The organism is Desulfobulbus rhabdoformis (assembly GCF_016919065.1).
Classification (GTDB): domain Bacteria; phylum Desulfobacterota; class Desulfobulbia; order Desulfobulbales; family Desulfobulbaceae; genus Desulfobulbus; species Desulfobulbus rhabdoformis.
Genome location: NZ_JAFFQA010000020.1, coordinates 16,808 through 35,464, shown reverse-complemented (window position 1 = coordinate 35,464; position 18,657 = coordinate 16,808). Strand labels below are relative to the sequence as shown.

At 49.9% G+C, this 18,657-nt stretch carries 17 protein-coding genes; 11 read left to right on the top strand and 6 right to left on the bottom strand.

Annotated features, from left to right (window positions below; genetic code table 11):
• Position 1: 1 nt before the first annotated feature.
• From JWJ90_RS11795 to JWJ90_RS11775, 5 genes are all read left to right on the top strand, one after another.
• Entirely contained in the window at positions 2-3,142 is a 3,141-nt protein-coding gene (locus JWJ90_RS11795; RefSeq protein ID WP_205227428.1) for an efflux RND transporter permease subunit, read from the top strand.
• A 1-nt stretch (position 3,143) separates the two neighbouring features.
• Entirely contained in the window at positions 3,144-4,592 is a 1,449-nt protein-coding gene (locus tag JWJ90_RS11790; protein WP_205227427.1) for an efflux transporter outer membrane subunit, read from the top strand.
• A 10-nt stretch (positions 4,593-4,602) separates the two neighbouring features.
• Complete coding sequence (locus tag JWJ90_RS11785; protein WP_205227426.1) at positions 4,603-5,247, top strand: TetR family transcriptional regulator; 645 nt, start codon at positions 4,603-4,605, stop codon at positions 5,245-5,247.
• 298 nt (positions 5,248-5,545) lie between these two features.
• The gene (locus JWJ90_RS11780) at positions 5,546-6,694 is read left to right on the top strand and encodes an FIST N-terminal domain-containing protein (protein WP_205227425.1); all 1,149 of its coding nucleotides are present in this window, start codon (positions 5,546-5,548) and stop codon (positions 6,692-6,694) included.
• 2 nt (positions 6,695-6,696) lie between these two features.
• On the top strand, positions 6,697-7,791 hold the full coding sequence (locus tag JWJ90_RS11775) for a sensor histidine kinase (RefSeq protein WP_205227424.1): 1,095 nt from the start codon (positions 6,697-6,699) through the stop codon (positions 7,789-7,791).
• Between the two features lie 408 nt (positions 7,792-8,199).
• On the opposite strand, the gene JWJ90_RS11770 is transcribed toward JWJ90_RS11775, so the two are convergent.
• The 6 genes from JWJ90_RS11770 to JWJ90_RS11745 all read right to left on the bottom strand — a co-directional run bounded on the left by JWJ90_RS11770 (position 8,200) and on the right by JWJ90_RS11745 (position 12,645).
• Complete coding sequence (locus JWJ90_RS11770; protein ID WP_205227423.1) at positions 8,200-9,414, bottom strand: LbtU family siderophore porin; 1,215 nt, start codon at positions 9,412-9,414, stop codon at positions 8,200-8,202.
• A 170-nt stretch (positions 9,415-9,584) separates the two neighbouring features.
• Positions 9,585-9,806 (bottom strand): FeoC-like transcriptional regulator, encoded by a 222-nt coding sequence (locus JWJ90_RS11765; protein ID WP_205227422.1) that lies wholly within the window; start codon positions 9,804-9,806, stop codon positions 9,585-9,587.
• An 8-nt stretch (positions 9,807-9,814) separates the two neighbouring features.
• A complete protein-coding gene (gene feoB, locus JWJ90_RS11760; RefSeq protein ID WP_205227421.1) occupies positions 9,815-11,656 on the bottom strand; it encodes a ferrous iron transport protein B in 1,842 nt (613 codons plus the stop codon).
• Complete coding sequence (locus tag JWJ90_RS11755) at positions 11,623-12,174, bottom strand: FeoB small GTPase domain-containing protein (RefSeq protein WP_205227420.1); 552 nt, start codon at positions 12,172-12,174, stop codon at positions 11,623-11,625. The genes feoB and JWJ90_RS11755 overlap by 34 nt, the downstream gene beginning before the upstream one ends.
• Positions 12,171-12,410: a FeoA family protein gene (locus JWJ90_RS11750; RefSeq protein ID WP_205227419.1), complete on the bottom strand. Its 240-nt coding sequence runs from the start codon at positions 12,408-12,410 to the stop codon at positions 12,171-12,173. Before JWJ90_RS11750 ends, JWJ90_RS11755 begins: the two co-directional genes overlap by 4 nt.
• Position 12,411: 1 nt before the next feature.
• Positions 12,412-12,645, bottom strand: coding sequence for a FeoA family protein (locus JWJ90_RS11745; RefSeq protein ID WP_205227418.1), 234 nt, complete (start codon positions 12,643-12,645; stop codon positions 12,412-12,414).
• 718 nt (positions 12,646-13,363) lie between these two features.
• Here JWJ90_RS11745 and JWJ90_RS11740 point away from each other — a divergent pair.
• The 6 genes from JWJ90_RS11740 to JWJ90_RS11715 are packed head-to-tail and all read left to right on the top strand — an operon-like array spanning position 13,364 to position 18,652.
• Positions 13,364-15,448 (top strand): molybdopterin-dependent oxidoreductase, encoded by a 2,085-nt coding sequence (locus JWJ90_RS11740; protein WP_205227417.1) that lies wholly within the window; start codon positions 13,364-13,366, stop codon positions 15,446-15,448.
• Between the two features lie 17 nt (positions 15,449-15,465).
• Positions 15,466-15,972: a 4Fe-4S dicluster domain-containing protein gene (locus JWJ90_RS11735; RefSeq protein ID WP_205227416.1), complete on the top strand. Its 507-nt coding sequence runs from the start codon at positions 15,466-15,468 to the stop codon at positions 15,970-15,972.
• A gap of 13 nt (positions 15,973-15,985) precedes the next feature.
• Positions 15,986-16,354, top strand: a complete 369-nt coding sequence (locus JWJ90_RS11730) for an NADH-quinone oxidoreductase subunit A (protein WP_205227469.1) — start codon at positions 15,986-15,988, stop codon at positions 16,352-16,354.
• 11 nt (positions 16,355-16,365) lie between these two features.
• A complete protein-coding gene (locus JWJ90_RS11725) occupies positions 16,366-16,863 on the top strand; it encodes an NADH-quinone oxidoreductase subunit B (RefSeq protein WP_205227468.1) in 498 nt (165 codons plus the stop codon).
• Positions 16,845-17,426 carry an NADH-quinone oxidoreductase subunit C gene (locus tag JWJ90_RS11720; protein WP_205227415.1) on the top strand — a complete coding sequence of 194 codons (582 nt, stop codon included), beginning with the start codon at positions 16,845-16,847 and terminating at the stop codon, positions 17,424-17,426. The genes JWJ90_RS11725 and JWJ90_RS11720 overlap by 19 nt, the downstream gene beginning before the upstream one ends.
• Positions 17,426-18,652 (top strand): NADH-quinone oxidoreductase subunit D, encoded by a 1,227-nt coding sequence (locus tag JWJ90_RS11715; RefSeq protein WP_205227414.1) that lies wholly within the window; start codon positions 17,426-17,428, stop codon positions 18,650-18,652. Before JWJ90_RS11720 ends, JWJ90_RS11715 begins: the two co-directional genes overlap by 1 nt.
• Positions 18,653-18,657: the final 5 nt, after the last annotated feature.

Below are 18,657 nucleotides of genomic sequence, written 5' to 3'. Positions count from 1 at the left end.
CATGGCTCGATTTTTTATAGATAGGCCCATCTTTGCATGGGTTATTGCCATTGTCATTATGTTGGCTGGGGCATTGTCAATCCTTCGTCTGCCCATAGCCCAGTATCCTGAAATTGCGCCACCATCGGTACAGATTTCAGGAAAGTATCCTGGCGCCTCTGCCCAGACCATTGAGGATAGTGTCACCCAAATCATTGAGCAGAACATGAACGGACTTGATCATCTGCTCTATATGAACTCGCAAAGTTCCTCTTCAGGAACCGTGACCGTGACACTCACTTTTGAAGCCGGTACCGATCCCGATATTGCTCAGGTGCAGGTACAAAATAAACTGCAGCAGGCGACCAGCCTTCTCCCCCAGGAAGTACAGCAGGAAGGGGTACAGGTAACAAAATCAAACTCCACCTTCCTCATGATCGTGGGGTTGATCTCCGAAGATGGAACCATGGGAAAAAACGATCTCTCGGATTTCATGGTTTCCACTCTACGGGATCCTTTGAGCCGTACTCCTGGGGTTGGATCAATACAGATTTTTGGGAGCCAATACGCCATGCGCATTTGGCTTGATCCCCACAAACTCAATGCCTATCAGCTGACACCTTCAGATGTAAGCGCAGCGATCCAAGCACAGAACAACCAGGTCACGGTTGGCGACCTCGGTGGTGTTCCCTCTGTTTCCGGGCAGTTGGTGACAGCGAGTATGATGGCCCAAACCAAAATGAAAACACCGGAAGAATTTACCAATATTCTCCTCCGGGTGAACAGCGATGGATCCCAGACCCGCCTGAAAGACGTGGCCCGTGTTGAAATCGGTGGGGAGAGCTACGATACGCAGACCACCTTTAACGGAAAACCCGCGGCTGGTATGGCGATCATGCTGGCGACCGGGGCAAACGCTCTGGATACTGCAGATGCGGTTCGGGCGAAGCTCCAAGAACTCAAGCCCTATTTTCCTGCCGGTGTCTCCATTGTCTATCCCTACGACACGACAACCTTTATTCGTTTATCCATTGAGGAAGTCGCCCATACCCTTGTAGAGGCCGTTATTCTGGTCTTCTTGGTAATGTTTCTCTTTTTGCAGAATTTTCGGGCAACCCTCATCCCGACCATTGCTGTTCCTGTCGTACTTTTAGGAACCTTTGGCGTTATGTCCGCATTTGGCTTTTCCATCAACACGCTGACGATGTTCGGCTTGGTTCTGGCCATTGGGCTCTTGGTTGATGATGCCATTGTTGTGGTTGAAAACGTAGAACGTATTATGGCCAGTCACGGGTTGTCCCCCCTTGAGGCCACGCGTAGGTCCATGGACCAGATTACCGGCGCTCTTATAGGTATTGCCCTGGTGCTTTCGGCAGTTTTTGTGCCCATGGCTTTTTTTGGTGGTTCCACCGGTGCCATTTATCGTCAGTTTTCGCTGACCATTGTCTCGGCCATGGTACTTTCCGTGCTGGTCGCCCTGATTCTTACTCCAGCGCTCTGTGCAACTATTCTCAAACCGGTGAGCAAAGAGCAGCATGCACAGAAAAAAGGTTTTTTTGGCTGGTTTAATCGTAATTTTGAACGCAGTGCCGATACCTATAAGTCAACCGTTGGCTATGTCCTCAAGCGCGCTGGGCGTTTTGGCGTCATTTATCTCTTGCTGATCGGCTGCATGGGATTTCTTTTTACCAAGCTTCCCACCTCCTTTTTACCATCCGAGGATCAAGGTGTCTTTCTGACCATGGTGCAACTCCCAACAGGAGCAACCCTGGAACGAACCCAGACCGTGCTGAACCGGGTTCGGGATTATTATTTGGTTGAGGATAAAGAAAACGTCAAATCCGCCTTTACCGTTGCCGGTTTCAGTTTCGCGGGTACAGGACAGAATATGGGAATGGTCTTTGCCCAGCTACACGATTGGAGTGAACGCAAGGGAGAAGGGCAATCCGTTTTTGACGTGATTCACAGAGCCTTTGGGGCTTTTTCAGGGATTAAAGATGCGATGGTCTATCCCTTTAACCTCCCTTCGATTCCTTCGCTTGGTACATCTTCCGGGTTTGACTTTTACCTGCAGGATCGAGGAGGATTGGGACACGAGAAACTGATCCAGGCAAGAAACATGTTTCTTGGGATGGCAGCACAAAACCCCAATCTTGTACGGGTACGCCCCAATGGCATGGAGGATACCCCCCAGTATAACGTTGATATTGATTTCGAAAAGGCCATGGCTTTAGGGGTATCTGTCAGTGATATCAACACCACCCTATCGACTGCCTGGGGGTCCAACTATGTAAACGATTTTGTGCACAGGGGACGTGTGAAGAAGGTCTATGTTCAGGCCGATGCACCGTATCGTATGCAGCCTGAGGATTTGAAACTCTGGTATGTGCGTAACAGCAGCGGGGGAATGGTCCCCTTTACTACATTCAGCTCTGGGCACTGGAGCATTGGTTCACCACGCTTGGAACGGTATAACGGTAACTCCGCCGTTGAAATCGTGGGTGAGGCTGCTCCCGGAAAATCCAGTGGTGACGCCATGCGGATTGTCGGAGAGTTGGTCGGAAAATTGCCTGCCGGTGTGGGCTATGAATGGACCGGTGCCTCATTTCAGGAACAACAGGCCGGTGCTCAAGCACCTGCACTTTATGCGATATCAATTCTTGTGGTCTTCCTTTGCCTTGCAGCCTTGTATGAGAGCTGGTCGGTACCATTTTCAGTCATTCTTGCTGTCCCGCTTGGCGTTCTCGGCGCCCTTGCCGCAGCCTATTTCAGGGGCATGGAAAACGATGTTTATTTCCAGGTCGGATTGCTCACAACTATTGGGCTCTCAGCTAAAAACGCCATCCTTATTGTCGAGTTTGCCAAACAACGTTATGACAAGGGGGCAGAACTTGTGGATGCAACCATCAAGGCTTGTCGGTTACGTCTGCGGCCTATTATCATGACCTCCATGGCATTTATGCTTGGTGTACTTCCCCTGGCAATCAGTACAGGTGCTGGCGCAAACAGTCGCCACGCCATTGGCACCGGTGTGCTGGGAGGTATGTTTTCCGCCACAGTGCTGGCGATTGTGTTTATACCTTTGTTCTTTGTTCTTGTTCTCCGCCTTTTCAAAACAGAAAGAGCGCAGATTGAAGACACTAGCTCTCCCTCGGAGGTGTGAGATGGTTCTTTCAACATCAAAATATGTCGTCTCCGCAGCATTGTTGGCACTGTTGGGAGGCTGTGCCCTGGCCCCCCAGTACACTCAGCCGACCTTACCCGTGGCTAATACTTTACCGGGAGTCGTTGGGCAGGCAAGCGGTGGGGTAAAAGGCCTGCCCGAAGTCGGTGCTGAAATCGGTTGGCGGGATTTCTTTGTCGATTCCCAGCTGCAGGCCATTATAAAAACTGCACTCGTCAACAACAGGGATCTCAGGGTTTCTGCATTAAACGTAGCCAGTTATCAGGCCCAGTACAGAATTCAGCGTTCTGAGCTTTTTCCCAGTATAAGCGGTAGTGGTTCAGGGACCAAGCAACGCACCTACAGTGGCGGCAACCATGTAACTCTGGAGTATTATAACGCAACCGTTGGGGTGTCTTCCTACGAACTTGATTTTTTTGGGCGGGTTCGCAGTCTCAAGGATCAGGCCCTGGAAAATTATCTGGCCCTGGAAGAGACCCATCGCTCAGCCCAGATCAGTCTGGTCTCAGAGGTTGCCGGCGCCTATTTAACCTGGCTTGCAGATAAAGAGCTGCTGGCCATAACCGAAGACACCATGCGGACAGAAGAGGAGTCGTATCAACTCATTCTGCAGCGATCCGAAGAGGGCATGGCTACTCAGCTCGATCTGGCTCAGGCCAGAACCAGTCTTGAATCGGCCCGGGCCAACTCTGCCATGTATCAACGCCAGGTCGCTCAGGATGTGAATAGCCTGATGTTGCTTACAGGCAGTCCTTTACCTGCGCTTGATGAGTCAGAACATGGGCTTACGGCCCAGGTTGCACCTTCCAGAGCGCCAGCACATCTTTCCTCAGCTGTTTTGCTCCAGCGACCTGACATCCAGGCCGCAGAGCACACGCTCAAAGGGGCCAATGCCAAGATTGGTGCGGCTCGGGCAGCCTTTTTTCCGAGCATCAGTCTTACCGCCTCTGCCGGCAAGATGAGCGGAGATCTTTCAGACCTCTTTGATTCCGGCTCAGGAGCATGGCTGTTTACCCCCAGTATCAGCCTGCCCATTTTTACTGCTGGTCGTTTACGGGCGGAATTGGATTTAGCCAAAATCAGTAAGGATATATCCGTTGCCAACTATGAACTCGCCATTCAAAGTGCATTTCGCGAGGTCGCTGATGCTCTGGTTGCCGGAGAGACCTATGATCGACAGTTAGTCGCCCAGAAGGCAAACCTGGCCGCCAATGAGAAGTATTATACGCTGGCCAAGGAGCGCTATGAACAGGGACTCGATAATTTTTTAACCCTGCTTGATGCCCAACGCTCACTCTATACCGCACGCCAGAACTTTTTATCACTTCAGCTTGCCCAGATGCTCAATCGCATAAACCTCTACAAGGTTCTTGGAGGAGGCTGGCAGGAGCGTACTCAAGAGCTGAAGACCAACGCTAACGTTTTGTGAGGGAGGGAGAATGGCACGGAGAACCAAAGAAGAGGCCATGGAAACCCGCAAAGCAATTATGGAAGCTGCTGTACGGGTGATAGCCAGCAAAGGGGTGGCCCATGCTTCCCTAACCGAGATCGCCAAAGAGGCCGGCGTTACCAGGGGAGCCATTTACTGGCATTTTGCCAACAAGGCGGATCTACTCAATTCGCTCTGGGAACAGGTCCTGGAATTTTATACCCCACTGACCAAGGCCAGTGAGAACGTTGACGAACCCGATCCCCTTGGAAAAATGGAAGAGTTATACCTATCGTTTTTCGCTGGGATGGTCGACGACACGCTGCAGCAGCAGCTCTTTCGGATACTTTTCGATGAGGGTGATCGCAGTAAGGATACCGAAGCCATCCGCCACCGACATCAGCAATGTCGTCATGAGCGCTACCAAGGGTTACAGATTGTATTCAACAATGCCATTAAGCGAGGACAGATACCCCAGGATTTTGATGTAAAGTTGGGAACAGTGACCATCTTTTCCATGATTCACGGTCTTATCGCCAACTGGGTCATGAATCCTGAGATGGTGGACATCAAAAAGCAGGGGCCGATAATCGTTAAAATGGTGTTCGCCATGTTCCGTCATCAACAGCCTCTTAACCAAGCTATCCAAGTGTAACAGAGCACTGTCTGAATGCTTTTGCTTAACGCTCGGTAAGAGCTGAAAACCGTGTCATAATCACTTATTACGTAAGGCCTCCATAGGTAAAATTCTTCCTTGGAGGCCTTTTTTCTGCCAAATCGCATTCACTTTCTCCTATCAATGCGATACCCTGTTAGCAAAGCACGGTAAGCGTTTGCTGGTCAACCCACTTCCTCTTCGCTCGAATTACAGGCGCTGCACTCTTATCGGCAGAACGTTTTTACCACCCTTGCCCATACCCTCATGGGGGACGCCTACAGAGGTGACGAACATTATGCCCGTCAAAACGTCTCAATCTTCTCGCGTTACCATTTGTCAGGGGACTTCCTCTGCCACTGATCCAACCCAGGCTCTGGAGGAACTGTTTAATCAATGTGATATCGGAGCAGGCAGGATGACGGAATCACCGCAACTGACCCAGGTCTTTTTTGCCGATAGTTACGATCACAATGAATTATGCCAAACACTCTCAAAACTCCCCGGACCCGTGATCGGTTGTTCTTCAGCAGGTCAGCTTACCCTGAACGGGTTTCAAAAAGACGGGATCAGCGCCATGCGGCTGCACAGCCATCATTTCAAGGCAGTGCCTTACCTGATCCATCCGCTGGATAACCTGGCAGATCAAATTGAGGTCATCGCCGCTGACGTTCATGACCGCTTACAGTATTCGAAACAACAAGCATTTGGTCTATTATTGGTTGATGGGTTGTCAGCTCGGGAAGAAGCCGTCAGCGCCAGTCTCTATCGTGCCCTTGGCGATGTACCCATTGTTGGTGGGTCTGCTGGCGACAAACTCCGCTTTCAAAACACCTACGTGTATTACGATGGTCAGTTGTTGCAGGACTGTGCGGTTTTTACACTGTGCATGACTTCACTGCCGTTTACAGTGTTTAAACACCAGCATTTCCAATCCACTGAAAAAAGGTTGGTTATTACGGAAGCTATTCCTGAAAGGCGGCTTGTTCAGGAGATCAATGGTGAAGCCGCGGTAAAGGCCTATGCCGATTGTGTAGGGGTTGAAGTCGATGCCCTGAATGCTTCAGTTTTTTCCCGTTACCCTCTGATGTTGCGTATTGGTAACGACTACTTCGTTCGCGGGATTGCCGGGGTGGAAGAAGATGGAAGTCTCAAGTTTTACTGTGCAATCGACAAGGGGCTGGTGTTAACCATTGGCGAGGGAACAGCCGCTGAAGAAGCACTTGAACAATGCTTGCGAAATGTGCGGGAGGAGATTGGAGAGCCTGTAATTATTTTTGGCTGTGACTGCATATTGCGGCGATTGGAAATGGAGGAACGCCATATTGACAAGGCCATTGGTTCGCTCATGGCAGAAAATCATGTTTTTGGTTTTAGTACCTATGGCGAGCAGTATAACTCACTCCATGTCAATCAGACCTTTACCGGCGTAGCCTTGGGAGGCTAAGCATGAATAGGCAGGAAGATTATCTGGCAACGTTACACGCCAAACTCATGGCTCAAGCCAAGACGATCCAGGTCTTGATGGATACCGTTGAACAGCAGTATGCCGGAGGCGGGTCCACCATGGAATTGCTGACGCAAAATCTTTCACTCGAGCGTATTGTCCAACGAAAAACGGAACATCTGCGCCAGCAGGGCGAGGCCTTGAAACAGGCACTGAAGGAATTGCAAGTTACTCAGTCACAGCTGATTCATGCCAATAAATTGGAATCCGTTGGCCAGCTTGCTGCCGGAATTGCTCATGAAATTAATACGCCAACCCAGTTTATCGGTTCTAATATAGATTTTCTCGGTGAATCATTTGAGGGCATGCAGCGAATCATTCATATGCTTAACCGCCAGGTGGAGCGCACGGAAGGGGATACGATTTCACTGAGCAAATCCATGGTCAATGGGCTGATGACCGAGGTCGATTGGGAATATCTGGAAGAAGAAACACCGGCAGCCATAAAGCAGAGTAAAGAGGGGGTTAAACGTATAGCCTCCATTGTCATGGCAATGAAGGAGTTCAGTCATCCCAGCAGTAAGGAAAAGGCCAAGAACGATATCAATAAGCTTATCGAAACCACGGTCATTGTCACCTCCAACGAGTGGAAGTATGTAGCCGATGTGCAGACTGACCTGGATCCGGATTTACCCCTTGTCTCTTCACTGGCCGATGAGCTGGGACAGGTGTTGCTTAATATTTTGGTTAATGCCGTCCATGCCATTGAAGCGAAGATTAAGGAAGGCGGAGGTGCAGAGAAGGGGCTTATCGCAATATCCACCACCTCCCTGGGAGAGGATGTGCAGATTTCTATTCGGGATACCGGAGTCGGCATCCCCGAAGACATTCTCAGCCGTGTTTTTGATCCATTCTTTACCACCAAAACAGTGGGCAAGGGAACCGGTCAGGGGTTGGCTATTGCGCATGATGTGGTCAGTAAAAAACATGGAGGGACCTTGAAGGTCGAAAGTACCCTTGGAGAGGGGGCCACCTTTATCATTACCTTACCCATCGAGGCAAAAGATGATGATAAATCCAGTGATGCAAATCACTGAAAATACGCTTCAATGTCGTTGATTGTGTGAGCAGGTCGGAACAATCAGGTTTCGGCTTGTTCTTTTTTGGGGCCACTCTCAAGATACCAACTATGGCATCTACCGGGGAGCTCCAGAATTACTCTTCCCTGAATCCGTGACGGCGGGTGGTCACTGAAAAGCATATCCAATTAATGGGACAAGGATTTTTAAATTAATTCATTTGTTGTTCAACTTCACCCGCCGCCCCTTGGGACATCCATCAGCACGCCACTTTCATTGCCTGCAACATACCGATAAAGTGTACTTTAATCGGTACGTCACAAACAACGAAACTGACGCACAGATGAATGCTCACGGATTCAGGTCTTTTCCTGGAGCTCCTCGGATTTTGTAGAAAGCGATTACATACAGGATTTGTTGTATCAGTTAGAATTCATAGGTCAACCGGGTGGTAAAACCATAACCATCGTCTTCTGATCCCTGGGCCTGATAATACTCGTCAATAAAGTATTCAAGGGCAACGGTTGTTCCTTCAAATACATTCATTGCAGCTGAACCAATGTATCGTTTTTCCGGAAGTTCTGTGTTATACGCCTCCCAGGTGGTCTGGAATCCGAGCGCAAATACGGTTTCGTTGTCCATAAGTGAAGTGGTGTAGGCCACTTCGACATTCAACGCTTTCGGCTCCGGGGTATCGTTGGTGCCAAGTACACCCGCATTAAAACTGTCGAGAGCTGCAATATATTCGCCAATAACAGAGAATGCGTCATAATGCGCACCCAGGTTGAGTGCTATTGCCGGGGCCTCATTGGCAATGTTTTCATCGACAAATTCTGATATTTCCGCAGCATCCCCGAGATTGCTCACATAGGCAATACCACCATTGTATCCCATGTTCTCTTGCTCGTTTGCATAGCTGAGTGAGGCTCCGTATCCATTAATGGTATCGTTATCCGCATCTCCCTCGTCAATACCATTGTAGCTGAACACTGTTGCGGTCAGTCCATTGGCCTCGTACCCAAGAATTGCACCTTTGGGATTAATTTCACCAAGTTGTTGGGTCAACGGATCCTGGATCATATTGGTGGCAAAATAGCCAAAGGGGACGTACAGCTTACCCGCAGTGAGGTAAAAGGGAAAATCAGCAGTTTTCCCTAAGGTTATATTCGCCTCATCCAGGTAAAAACCTTCCTCGTCATCATCACCTTCGTAATCAATAACAATGGTCCCGCTGGCCCACTCAGTTATTTGCGCTTCTAAAATGAGCTCAACCGTGTCTAGAACAAATTCGCTGGTATTGGCTCCATCCGGCCCCTGTGAGAGTTTGTAATCTCCCTCAATTGACCCGCTGAGGCTGACATAATCATTGATGGATTGACCAGGTTTTTTGGCTTGCATCTGTCGGGAAACTTCTTCTTCAATGGCTGCTTTTGTCGTGGTTGCGTGTGGAGTATTGAGCTCCATCTCCGAAAGCCGTGCATTGAGTTGTTGATTTTGTTCCATCAGCATCAGCACCTGCGCTTTCAGCTCATCGATTTCGCTTTGGGTGGATGGGCCTCCGGCAAGCGCAGGGCCACTCTGGACCAGCAGCCAGGTAGATGCTGCTGCAAGAGCCAGAGTTCTGTTAAACCGTTTGTTCATGATTGTTTTCTCCTTTTGTAATACTTATTGGGAATTTGTAACACTGTTAACTCGCCTAGATAATATGAAAAATTTACTTTTGCAATGCCGACATCCTGACAAAAAAGACGAATCTGCGACAATGTAGTACACTTTTGTCTTGACGGAAAATTTCTAGCAAGGTGTTTTGCTCAATCTACCCACTCATAGACTTCAACCGTAGCAGGATCACATTTGCAGCACCCCTTGCATGCACCTCCGGTATCCAATCGTTTTCGAATCTTTCCTTTATGCAGCCAGACATCAAACAGAGGGCGAATGGCATCGATGTCGACCCTGAAATGATGGGCCGCATCTTGAATAGGAGTGACTTTGCGTGCACGGAGATATTGTTTTAATGTAATAAGATCCATATCCTCTCCTATTTCTTTGCTGCAAGGTTGGCAGGCAACGGCCGCGAGGTAAACTGAACTTGCTGCCGTTGCCTGCGGCTACTTATCACCCTGAGCACAGCAATGACACTGAGTAGGGCGCTCAAATCAAGGCCAATCACCAAAATCGCGTATCCCGGATCGGCGGCATAGTTGACAGCCTGATAAAAAAGTGTTGAGGCAAAATAGGCCAGGAAGGTTGTCCAAAATCCCACGAATACTGTCCATGCCATGTTCGTTTCACGGTAAACAGCGGCAATGGCTGCGCTGCAGGGGAAATACAATAAAACAAAGAGCAGATAGGCAAAGGCGGCACTCTGACTGCCAAAGAGAGTTACCATTGAACCAAAGGTATTGATATTGACATCCTGCTCTTCAGCAGCAGTGTTGGTATCGCTCAGGTCGCCGATGGAAATTCCCAAAGGGTCTGTCAAGGTGTCAAGCACCCCTGCCAGGTTCTCGGGGATGGTGGCAAAGGCTCCTCCAATACCTTCCCAAAAATGAAAACCTTCTTCCTCGGCCACTTCGCCCTCAACGGGTTGCCGGTCGAGCTTGGTGTAAAGCGAGTCCAGGGTGCCGACAACCGCCTCTTTGGCAAAGATGCCTGTAAAAATACCAACTGTTGCTGGCCAGTTCTCATCTGTCACGCCTAGCGGATGAAGGACAGGGGTAATAACCTGGCTCAAGCTGGCCAGGGCAGATTTATCAGTATCTTCGTTGCCAAAACTACCATCGGTGCCCAGAGAGTTGAGTACCGCCAGGACCATGATCACGGGTATCAGTACCTTGCCCGCTTTAAAGAGAAAGCTCTGCAAACGATCGTATGCCCGCAAAATGATAGAGCGAAAAGACGGGAGGTGGTAGGGCGGCATCTCCATGACAAAGGGTGTGGCCTCGCCTTTCAGGAGAGTGTGTTTCAATATCAACCCGGTGAGCACGGCAAAACCTATACCGATCAGGTAGAGCAGAAAGACGAGATTCTGGCCTCCGCTGGGGAAGAAGGCTGCAGCAAAGAGTGCATAAACGGGCAGCCGGGCCCCGCAGGACATGAAGGGGTTCATCATGATCGTCAGGGTTCGGTCCCGATCATTTTCCAGGGTTCGGGTGGCCATGATTGCAGGTACGTTACAGCCAAATCCAACCAGCATAGGGACAAAAGCTTTCCCAGGCAGACCGATAAAGCGCATGAAACGGTCCATGACAAAGGCCGCTCGGGCCATATAGCCTGAATCTTCGAGAAAAGAGAGGAAGAGAAACATAAAACCAATTGGCGGAATAAATGTTGCCATGGTCTGGATGCCGCCTCCAATTCCTGTCGCCAAAACGGCAATCAACCATTCAGGTGCATGTACGGCTCCAAGTATTTCTGCCAGGGCGTCAACAAAAATGGTCCCTGCCAATTGATCGAAAAAATCAATAAATGCACCACCCAAATTAATGGTGAACATGAACATCAGGTACATTGCGAGCAGGAAAATCGGTAGTCCGAAAAAGCGGCTGAGAACGAGTCCATCGATACGATCGGAAAGCGTGCTTGTTATGCGCCCACGCTTCATGATCAGATCTTTGGTGAGCCAACTCACAAACCCATAACGTGCCGAGGCGATGACAATGTCAATATCTTCATCTTCCTGGATTTCAATGGTTTGTTGGAGCTGATGCACCTTTGCTCTGGTGGACTCTGAGAGTTGTACCCTGTCCACTGGGGTCTGATCACCTTCAAGCAATTTAAGGGCAAACCAGTGCGGATCAATCGAGTGTACAACGCAGCTTTCTGTAAACTCTGGAGCAAGTGCGCTTATAGCCTCCTGGACCGTTGGCGGATACAGCACTGTGGCCTGGAAATCCAGGTGGGGGTGATTGCACTTTCAACAGCAACGGCTTTTAGCTCTTTTATCCCTATGTTTTTTGAGGCCACCATGGGAATAACCGGACACCCTAACCGTTTAGCCAGTCCCTGGGTATCGATGACCAACTGCTTTTCCTTGGCCATATCCATCATGTTCAGCGCAACGACAACGGGGAGATGCATTTCTAGGAGCTGACTGGTCAGGTAGAGATTCCGTTCAATATTTGAGGCGTCGACAATATTTACGATAACATCGGCCTTGGAGGTGAGCAGAAAATCGCGCGTCACCTTTTCATCAAGTGAAGAGGTTGAAAGCGTATAGATGCCCGGGGTATCAATGACTTCGACTTGGGTGTTGTCGTGACGAAAGCTGCCTGATTTTCGATCGACTGTCACACCGGGCCAGTTCCCCACCCGTTGTTTCGCGCCTGTGAGACTATTAAAAAGAGTGGTTTTCCCGCAGTTGGGATTGCCCACCACTCCTAGGGTAATGCGCTTCATTTCTGCACCCTCCCAACAACAAGGGCTTTGGCTTCTTCTTTGCGCAGGCTGAGGCTGTAATCGCGAACGACGATTTCGACAGGATCTCCCAAGGGCGCTACACGAGCAACCTCGAATTCCGTCCCTTTGATGAGCCCCATGGCTAAGAGTTTTTGTCTGTATTGTTGGCTTCCTTTTTCAAAGCCGATAATCTTGGCTTTTTGGCCAACAGCTATATCTGCGAGTGTCTGCTCCATTTCAATCACATCTCCTAACATAAATTTTGAACGACATGCCGCCCCCCAGTGCGTAACGGCTGCCTGATTTTTCGATAATTATTCCGCCACCTGGCTGCTTTTTTATCACCGTAACGGTATCATTGATCTGCAACCCCATACTGCCAAGGCGTTCATGCAGTTTTTTGCCGCTCCGGGCTGTGATGATGCGTACAGATTCTCCTTCATCCGCCAGGCAAAGGGGGAAAGAGTCCAAGGGACACCGCCTAACTGGTTCTTGACTTTGTATTTCACACATAATTGTTAGATGGGTTGTTGTGTTTTAGTCATGGCTAACACTCGAGCGAATGTATCGGGTTTTTCGAGAAAGTCAATACTTATATTAGAGGGTCCTAATAGAATTAAAGCTTCATAACAATGGAGGTCATGAATGACTAAGAGGCGAGGGGATAAAGGACAGAGTACTCTTGCTCACCGTGGGACATGCTTTAAAAATTCAGGGTGGTAATGCAAGAATCAGAATGTGAGCAGGATGTTGAATTTCCGACATTTACATGTATGCTGTCGCTTTTGCTTTGTCTTCTTTTATTTACGGAAATGCAAAATGTGCAAAATTATATATCAGGAAAATTGATCGTTAGCGTCGGCAAAATAGATTTTTAATTTATAAGGATCTTTTGTAGATAATCTCAGTGTTTTTAAGCATTTCTTTGAAATTTCATTTTAAATGATCAAAATTATTGATACATAGGCGTGTGGTCGTTGAACGATAATTCTGATAACTAGCAGGATTAATTACTCAATAACAGTTCAAGCTAATTACGTCGCGCCCAAGTTGTGTAGGCTTGGTCATTTTCCAAACGCGAGACAGAATGTGGCAAATTCACGCTGAGTTGTTGTATCAGATATTTTTATTGATGATGGCGCCGATGCAGAACGGGTCGGTGAGGGCTAAAACGAGTGGGTGAGAAAATATGAGTGAGACTAAGTATAGTATCTGCGGTATGTGCGCCGTTCGTTGTCCGGTTACCGTGCAGGTGGAAGATGGGCAACCTGTATGGATCGAAGGCAATGCAAATGACTCTGGAATGGGCCGCAGCCTCTGTGCCAAAGGGGCTGCCGCCTTTGCACAGCGTGATGATAAGCAACGACCTCAATCTCCTCTGATCCGCGAAGGTGAACGTGGAGAAGGGAAGTGGCGCGAGGTGAGCTGGGAAGAAGCCTTTGCATACATCACAGATAAACTCGGTGCCGTCATCAATGAGCATGGCGCCCGTTCAATCATGTTCTCCGACCGCGGCGGCCCTTTTGCCGATCTGCGTAAGGCCTTTGTCAAAGCCCTGGGCTCACCCAACTATATCAATCATGACTGCACCTGCGGGCGTAATGTCCACCATGCTTCCAAATCGGTTTATGGCATGGGCCGAAAGGGATTTGCCTACGATTATGCCAATGCCAAACATATCGTGCTTTTTGGGCGTAACATTACCGAGGCACTTAAAATCAAAGAGGTCAAAAGTTTTCTCAAAGCGGTGAAGAATGGGTGCCATGTCACCTATATTGACCCCCGGGCTTCTGTGACCGCCGGTAAAGCGACCAGGTATTGGCAAAACAAGCCAGGTTCCGATTATGCCCTGTTGCTGGGCATTGCCCATGTTATTATCAAGAAACGTTACTATGACAAAGATTTTGTCGACAAGTACGTTAATGGCCTGAAGGAGTTCCGTTCCTTTATCGAACCATACACCCCCCAGTGGACAGCCGAAGAAACCGGCATCTCCGCAGAGGAAATAGAGGAGTTTTGCCGGGAACTCAATCAGGATCGCCCCAAGGTTATTATTCATCCGGGCTGGATGCTGGCTCGCTATCGCGACTCCTATTATGCCTCGCGCATGATTCATATTATCAACGCACTCATGGGCTCCATTGAGCAGCCAGGAGGCCTGTTTTACCCCAAAACCCCGAAAGACGCCGGACGTTCCGGTTTAAAAAGCCTGGGAGCTCTGGTTCCCGGTGTTGATGAGGAGCGCGCCGATGGCTGCGGGACTCGTTATCCCCAGTGGGATGCTGGTGCCGGAATGCTCCAAACCGCTTACGAGGCTTTAGAAAAAGGAGAACCCTATCCGCTTAAAGCCTACTTTGTCCATCGCCACGACCCCTTTATCGCTCTTCCCGACACCGATGAGCAGATGCGCATCTTAAACAAACTTGAGCTGATCGTTTCCGTTGACATCAACTTCAGTGATACCGCCTGGTTTGCAGATGTCATTCTCCCGGAAAACACCTTTCTTGAGCGTGCATCCATCCTTCGAACTGAAAAAGGCTTGAAACCTGGTTTTGGTCGACGTGAGCAGTGCATCGCGCCATTGAATAACACCAAAGCAGGATGGGAAATTTATCTTGAAATCGCCCGTCGCATGGGCAAAGGGGAATATTTTCCTTTTAACTCTATTGAAGATATCTGGACCTACCAGCTTCAGGACACCGGCCTGAGCGTTTCTGATTTTGACGAGAAAGGCTTTGTCAAGCTCTGTGACGAGGCGATCTGGTATGACCGGGACAACCTGAAATTCGGAACCGACTCAGGGAAGATTGAAATCATCAACGAAAAGTGGGAAGCCATGGGGGTCCCCTCGTTAGTTCCCTACGAGGCTCCCGAAGCACCACCCGAAGGGAGTTTTCGTCTGCTTTTCGGACGTAACGGCTACCAAGCCCACGGCCATCATCAGAATAATCCGCTGCTGAACGACTTGTTACGGGAAAATAAACTTTGGATTAACACCCGGGCTGCAAAAAAATTGGGGATAAAGGATGGGGCACGAGTTATGGTGACCAACGGCAATGAACAGGGCACCATTGTTGCCAAAGTGACCGACCTTATCCACCCCGAGGCAGTCTTCATGCTCCACGGATTTGGTACTCGCGTACCAGCCAAAAAGCGGGCCTATAAACAGGGCTTGGCTGATCAACTCTTTATGAAGGGGAAACTCAGGGAGTGGGACAAGGCCGGAGGAGGCCTGAACCTTGCTGAAAGTTTTGTCACCGTTACCCCCGTTTAACCCTAAGGAGAGTTGAAATGAGTAAATATCTTATTGTTCAGGATGTGGCCGACTGTATAGGCTGTCGCGCATGCGAAGTACATTGTAAATCAAAAAATCATCCAGGCCCGGATGCGTTTTACTGCCGCATGCTCAAAGTGGAGTCTGCTAGTGAGCCCACCCCCAAAATCAATTTCGTGTACCTCTCCTGTTTTCATTGTGAAAAGGCCTGGTGTATTGATGCCTGTCCCACCGGCGCCATGCGTCGTCGTGAAAAAGACGGCATCGTCTATGTGGATGCAAAGTCCTGTGTTGGCTGTAAGGCCTGTATCACCGCCTGTCCCTGGACCGTCCCCCAATGGAATGCGGAAACCGGTAAAGTAGGTAAGTGCGACCTCTGTATGGATCGTATCGACCAGGGCTTAGAACCCGCCTGTGTTGCCAAATGTGTAACCAAATGCCTCCATTTTACTACCCCCTCCGAGGCTACAGAAACTGCCCGTCAGGCGTATGCGGAGCAGTTGATGGAAAACCGACGCTCATAGGAGTTTGCTGATGATGGAAGCGCTGCCCAAGGAATATCTCGGCATCTTGCTGCTGTTGATCTTTGGCGTATTGTTTGGTGTGCTGACCCTGCTTGTCGGCCGTTTTTTTCGTCTAAGTCGGCCGTACAAAGAAAAGCTGGTTGCCTATGAATCGGGTAATGAGCCCACAGAGGCCCCAAGAATGCGTTTTTCGGTCAAGTTTTATTTGATCGCCATTCTTTTCGTGGTCTTTGATGTTGAGGCCATTTACCTCTACCCCTGGGCTGTCAGTTATGATCGGTTAGGACTCTTTGCTCTGGTAGAAATGCTTTTGTTCATTGCGCTTCTGCTGGTGGGGTACGTTTACGCCTGGAAAAAAGGAGTGTTGCAATGGGAGAAATGAACGACGAGACCATGGTGCAACTGGAGGAGGGAGTTCGCTTTATTCCCGGCGCCAACGCTGTGCTTGGCCCATTGAACAAGCTGGTCAACTGGGGGCGCTCCGGCTCGATCTGGCCGGTAACCTTTGGCTTGGCCTGCTGTGCCATTGAGATGATGGATGCCGGTGCCTCGACCAACGACCTTGATCGATTTGGCGTGCTTTTTCGTGCAAGCCCTCGCCAGGCCGACTGTATGGTTGTTGCCGGTACCCTGACCAAAAAAATGGCACCTGTTCTGCGGCGTGTTTACGATCAGATGCCCGAGCCCCGATACGTATTGGCCATGGGCAGTTGTGCCTGCTCCGGTGGTGTCTTTGATACCTATGCCGTTACCCAGGGGGTTGATCAGATTATTCCGGTTGATGTCTATGTCCCCGGATGCCCTCCGCGTCCCGAAGCACTGCTTGAGGGATTTCTCAAGCTCCAGGAAAAAATTAAACAGGAGCAGTTCCGATGGAGCCAGTGGCGATAATCGACCAAGTCAAGGCCGAATTTCCCGACGAAGTTATTGAAGGCTACGTCAATCAGGGCCAGGGCGCGATCATTGTACGGTCCAGTCGCGTCAAGGAGATGCTGCGCTACCTGCGTGATGATGCCTCGTTGCAGATGAATCATCTCCGTTCTCTTTGCGGTGTGGATAATTCCCGCCGTAAAGATCCCGGACTCTCTAAATTTGAGGTGGTGTATAACCTCTATTCTATCGTACTTGGTCATGAAATTCGTCTTCGGGCTGAAGCGGGCGATACGGACCCGGCGATTGACTCTGTGGTTGAGCTGTGGCCTGGCGCTGACTGGCTTGAACGGGAGACCTATGACCTCATGGGGATATCCTTTACAGGGCACCCTGATTTGCGACGCGTCCTCATGCCCGAGGACTGGGAAGGACATCCGTTGCAAAAAAGTTATCCCCTCAAAGGAAAGGTTGAGTGGAAGGGGATGATTGAGCTGCTTGAAAAGGTCAAAGAACTGGATAAGCACGGCTTTGATCCCGAAGGGCATGCCCACGGACAGTATGATCCCAGGGAGAATGATTGATGAGTGGTACTATTTCAAAAACCATTGAAGTGCCGGTGGTCGATGGGGAGAGCGAACGCTATTCTTTACGCATGGGGCCACAGCATCCCGCAACCCATGGTGTCCTTCGCGTTGATCTGGAACTCGATGGTGAAACCATCATGGAGTGCAATCCCCAGGTCGGCTATCTCCATCGTGGATTTGAGAAACTTGCTGAAAGCAAAACCTACGCCCAGGCCCTGATCCTCACCGATCGGCTCGACTACATCGCTGCCATGTCCAACAACATTGGTTACTGCGTTGCCGTTGAAAAGCTTCTGGCCGTTTCCGTGCCCGAGCGTGCACAGTACATCCGCACCATTGTTGGCGAAATGTCCAGGCTCTGCTCCCACCTTTTGTGGTTGGCAACCCATGCCCTGGATATCGGGGCCATGACCGTGTTCCTCTACTGCTTTCGCGAGCGTGAGATCCTGCTGGACCTGTTTGAGGAACTCTGCGGTGCTCGCCTGACCTTCTCGTACCCACGTATCGGTGGAGTCCGCCAGGATGTCAGCCGTTATTTTGTCGATGAGCTCCAGCGTTTCCTGGACATGTTCCCCGCTAAGATGGAGGAGTATGAGACCCTGATCGATACCAATCGCATCTGGCTCAAGCGGACAGTTGGAGTCGGCAAGCTCAGCGGGGCAGAGGCTCTGGGGTTAGGACTGACCGGCGCCTGCCTGCGTGGTTCTGGTGTGGATTACGATATTCGTAAACACCAGCCGTATGATGCCTACGACAAGGTCGAGTTTGAGGTCCCTCTGGCCACCGAGGGGGATATCTATGCGCGCTACCGCTGTCGCATGGAAGAAATGCTCCAATCGGTGCATATTATCCAGCAGTGTATTGATCAGCTGCCTCCTGGTCCCATTGTTGGCCCGGATGCACCGGATCTCGTCATGCCCTTTAAAGCTCCGGCCCGGGTCGAAGCCGATGCCGCAGCCTTTGGTGGGGGCCTGATTAAGCTGGTGCGTGATCAAAAACTCTATATTTCAGGCGATGTTTATGTGGCCACCGAGGTCCCTAAAGGAGAGCTGGGATTTTATTTTATCTCCGATGGCAACAATCGTCCCTACCGCATGCATATCCGTTCTCCATCTTTCATCCATATCGGCGCCCTGAAAGCTATCTGCAAGGGAGAGCTGATTGCTGACCTGATTGCCAATATCGGCAGCCTGGACGTGGTTTTGGGTGAGTCTGATCGGTAATAGCT

What these genes read in the sequence shown, in the direction of transcription:
- JWJ90_RS11795 (WP_205227428.1), top strand. Translation starts at nt 2, where the DNA reads ATGGCTCGATTTTTTATAGATAGGCCCATCTTTGCATGGGTTATTGCC.
- JWJ90_RS11790 (WP_205227427.1), top strand. Translation starts at nt 3,144, where the DNA reads ATGGTTCTTTCAACATCAAAATATGTCGTCTCCGCAGCATTGTTGGCA.
- JWJ90_RS11785 (WP_205227426.1), top strand. Translation starts at nt 4,603, where the DNA reads ATGGCACGGAGAACCAAAGAAGAGGCCATGGAAACCCGCAAAGCAATT.
- JWJ90_RS11780 (WP_205227425.1), top strand. Translation starts at nt 5,546, where the DNA reads ATGCCCGTCAAAACGTCTCAATCTTCTCGCGTTACCATTTGTCAGGGG.
- JWJ90_RS11775 (WP_205227424.1), top strand. Translation starts at nt 6,697, where the DNA reads ATGAATAGGCAGGAAGATTATCTGGCAACGTTACACGCCAAACTCATG.
- JWJ90_RS11770 (WP_205227423.1), bottom strand. Translation starts at nt 9,414, where the DNA reads ATGAACAAACGGTTTAACAGAACTCTGGCTCTTGCAGCAGCATCTACC.
- JWJ90_RS11765 (WP_205227422.1), bottom strand. Translation starts at nt 9,806, where the DNA reads ATGGATCTTATTACATTAAAACAATATCTCCGTGCACGCAAAGTCACT.
- JWJ90_RS11755 (WP_205227420.1), bottom strand. Translation starts at nt 12,174, where the DNA reads ATGAAGCGCATTACCCTAGGAGTGGTGGGCAATCCCAACTGCGGGAAA.
- JWJ90_RS11750 (WP_205227419.1), bottom strand. Translation starts at nt 12,410, where the DNA reads ATGGAGCAGACACTCGCAGATATAGCTGTTGGCCAAAAAGCCAAGATT.
- JWJ90_RS11740 (WP_205227417.1), top strand. Translation starts at nt 13,364, where the DNA reads ATGAGTGAGACTAAGTATAGTATCTGCGGTATGTGCGCCGTTCGTTGT.
- JWJ90_RS11735 (WP_205227416.1), top strand. Translation starts at nt 15,466, where the DNA reads ATGAGTAAATATCTTATTGTTCAGGATGTGGCCGACTGTATAGGCTGT.
- JWJ90_RS11730 (WP_205227469.1), top strand. Translation starts at nt 15,986, where the DNA reads ATGGAAGCGCTGCCCAAGGAATATCTCGGCATCTTGCTGCTGTTGATC.
- JWJ90_RS11725 (WP_205227468.1), top strand. Translation starts at nt 16,366, where the DNA reads ATGGTGCAACTGGAGGAGGGAGTTCGCTTTATTCCCGGCGCCAACGCT.
- JWJ90_RS11720 (WP_205227415.1), top strand. Translation starts at nt 16,845, where the DNA reads ATGGAGCCAGTGGCGATAATCGACCAAGTCAAGGCCGAATTTCCCGAC.
- JWJ90_RS11715 (WP_205227414.1), top strand. Translation starts at nt 17,426, where the DNA reads ATGAGTGGTACTATTTCAAAAACCATTGAAGTGCCGGTGGTCGATGGG.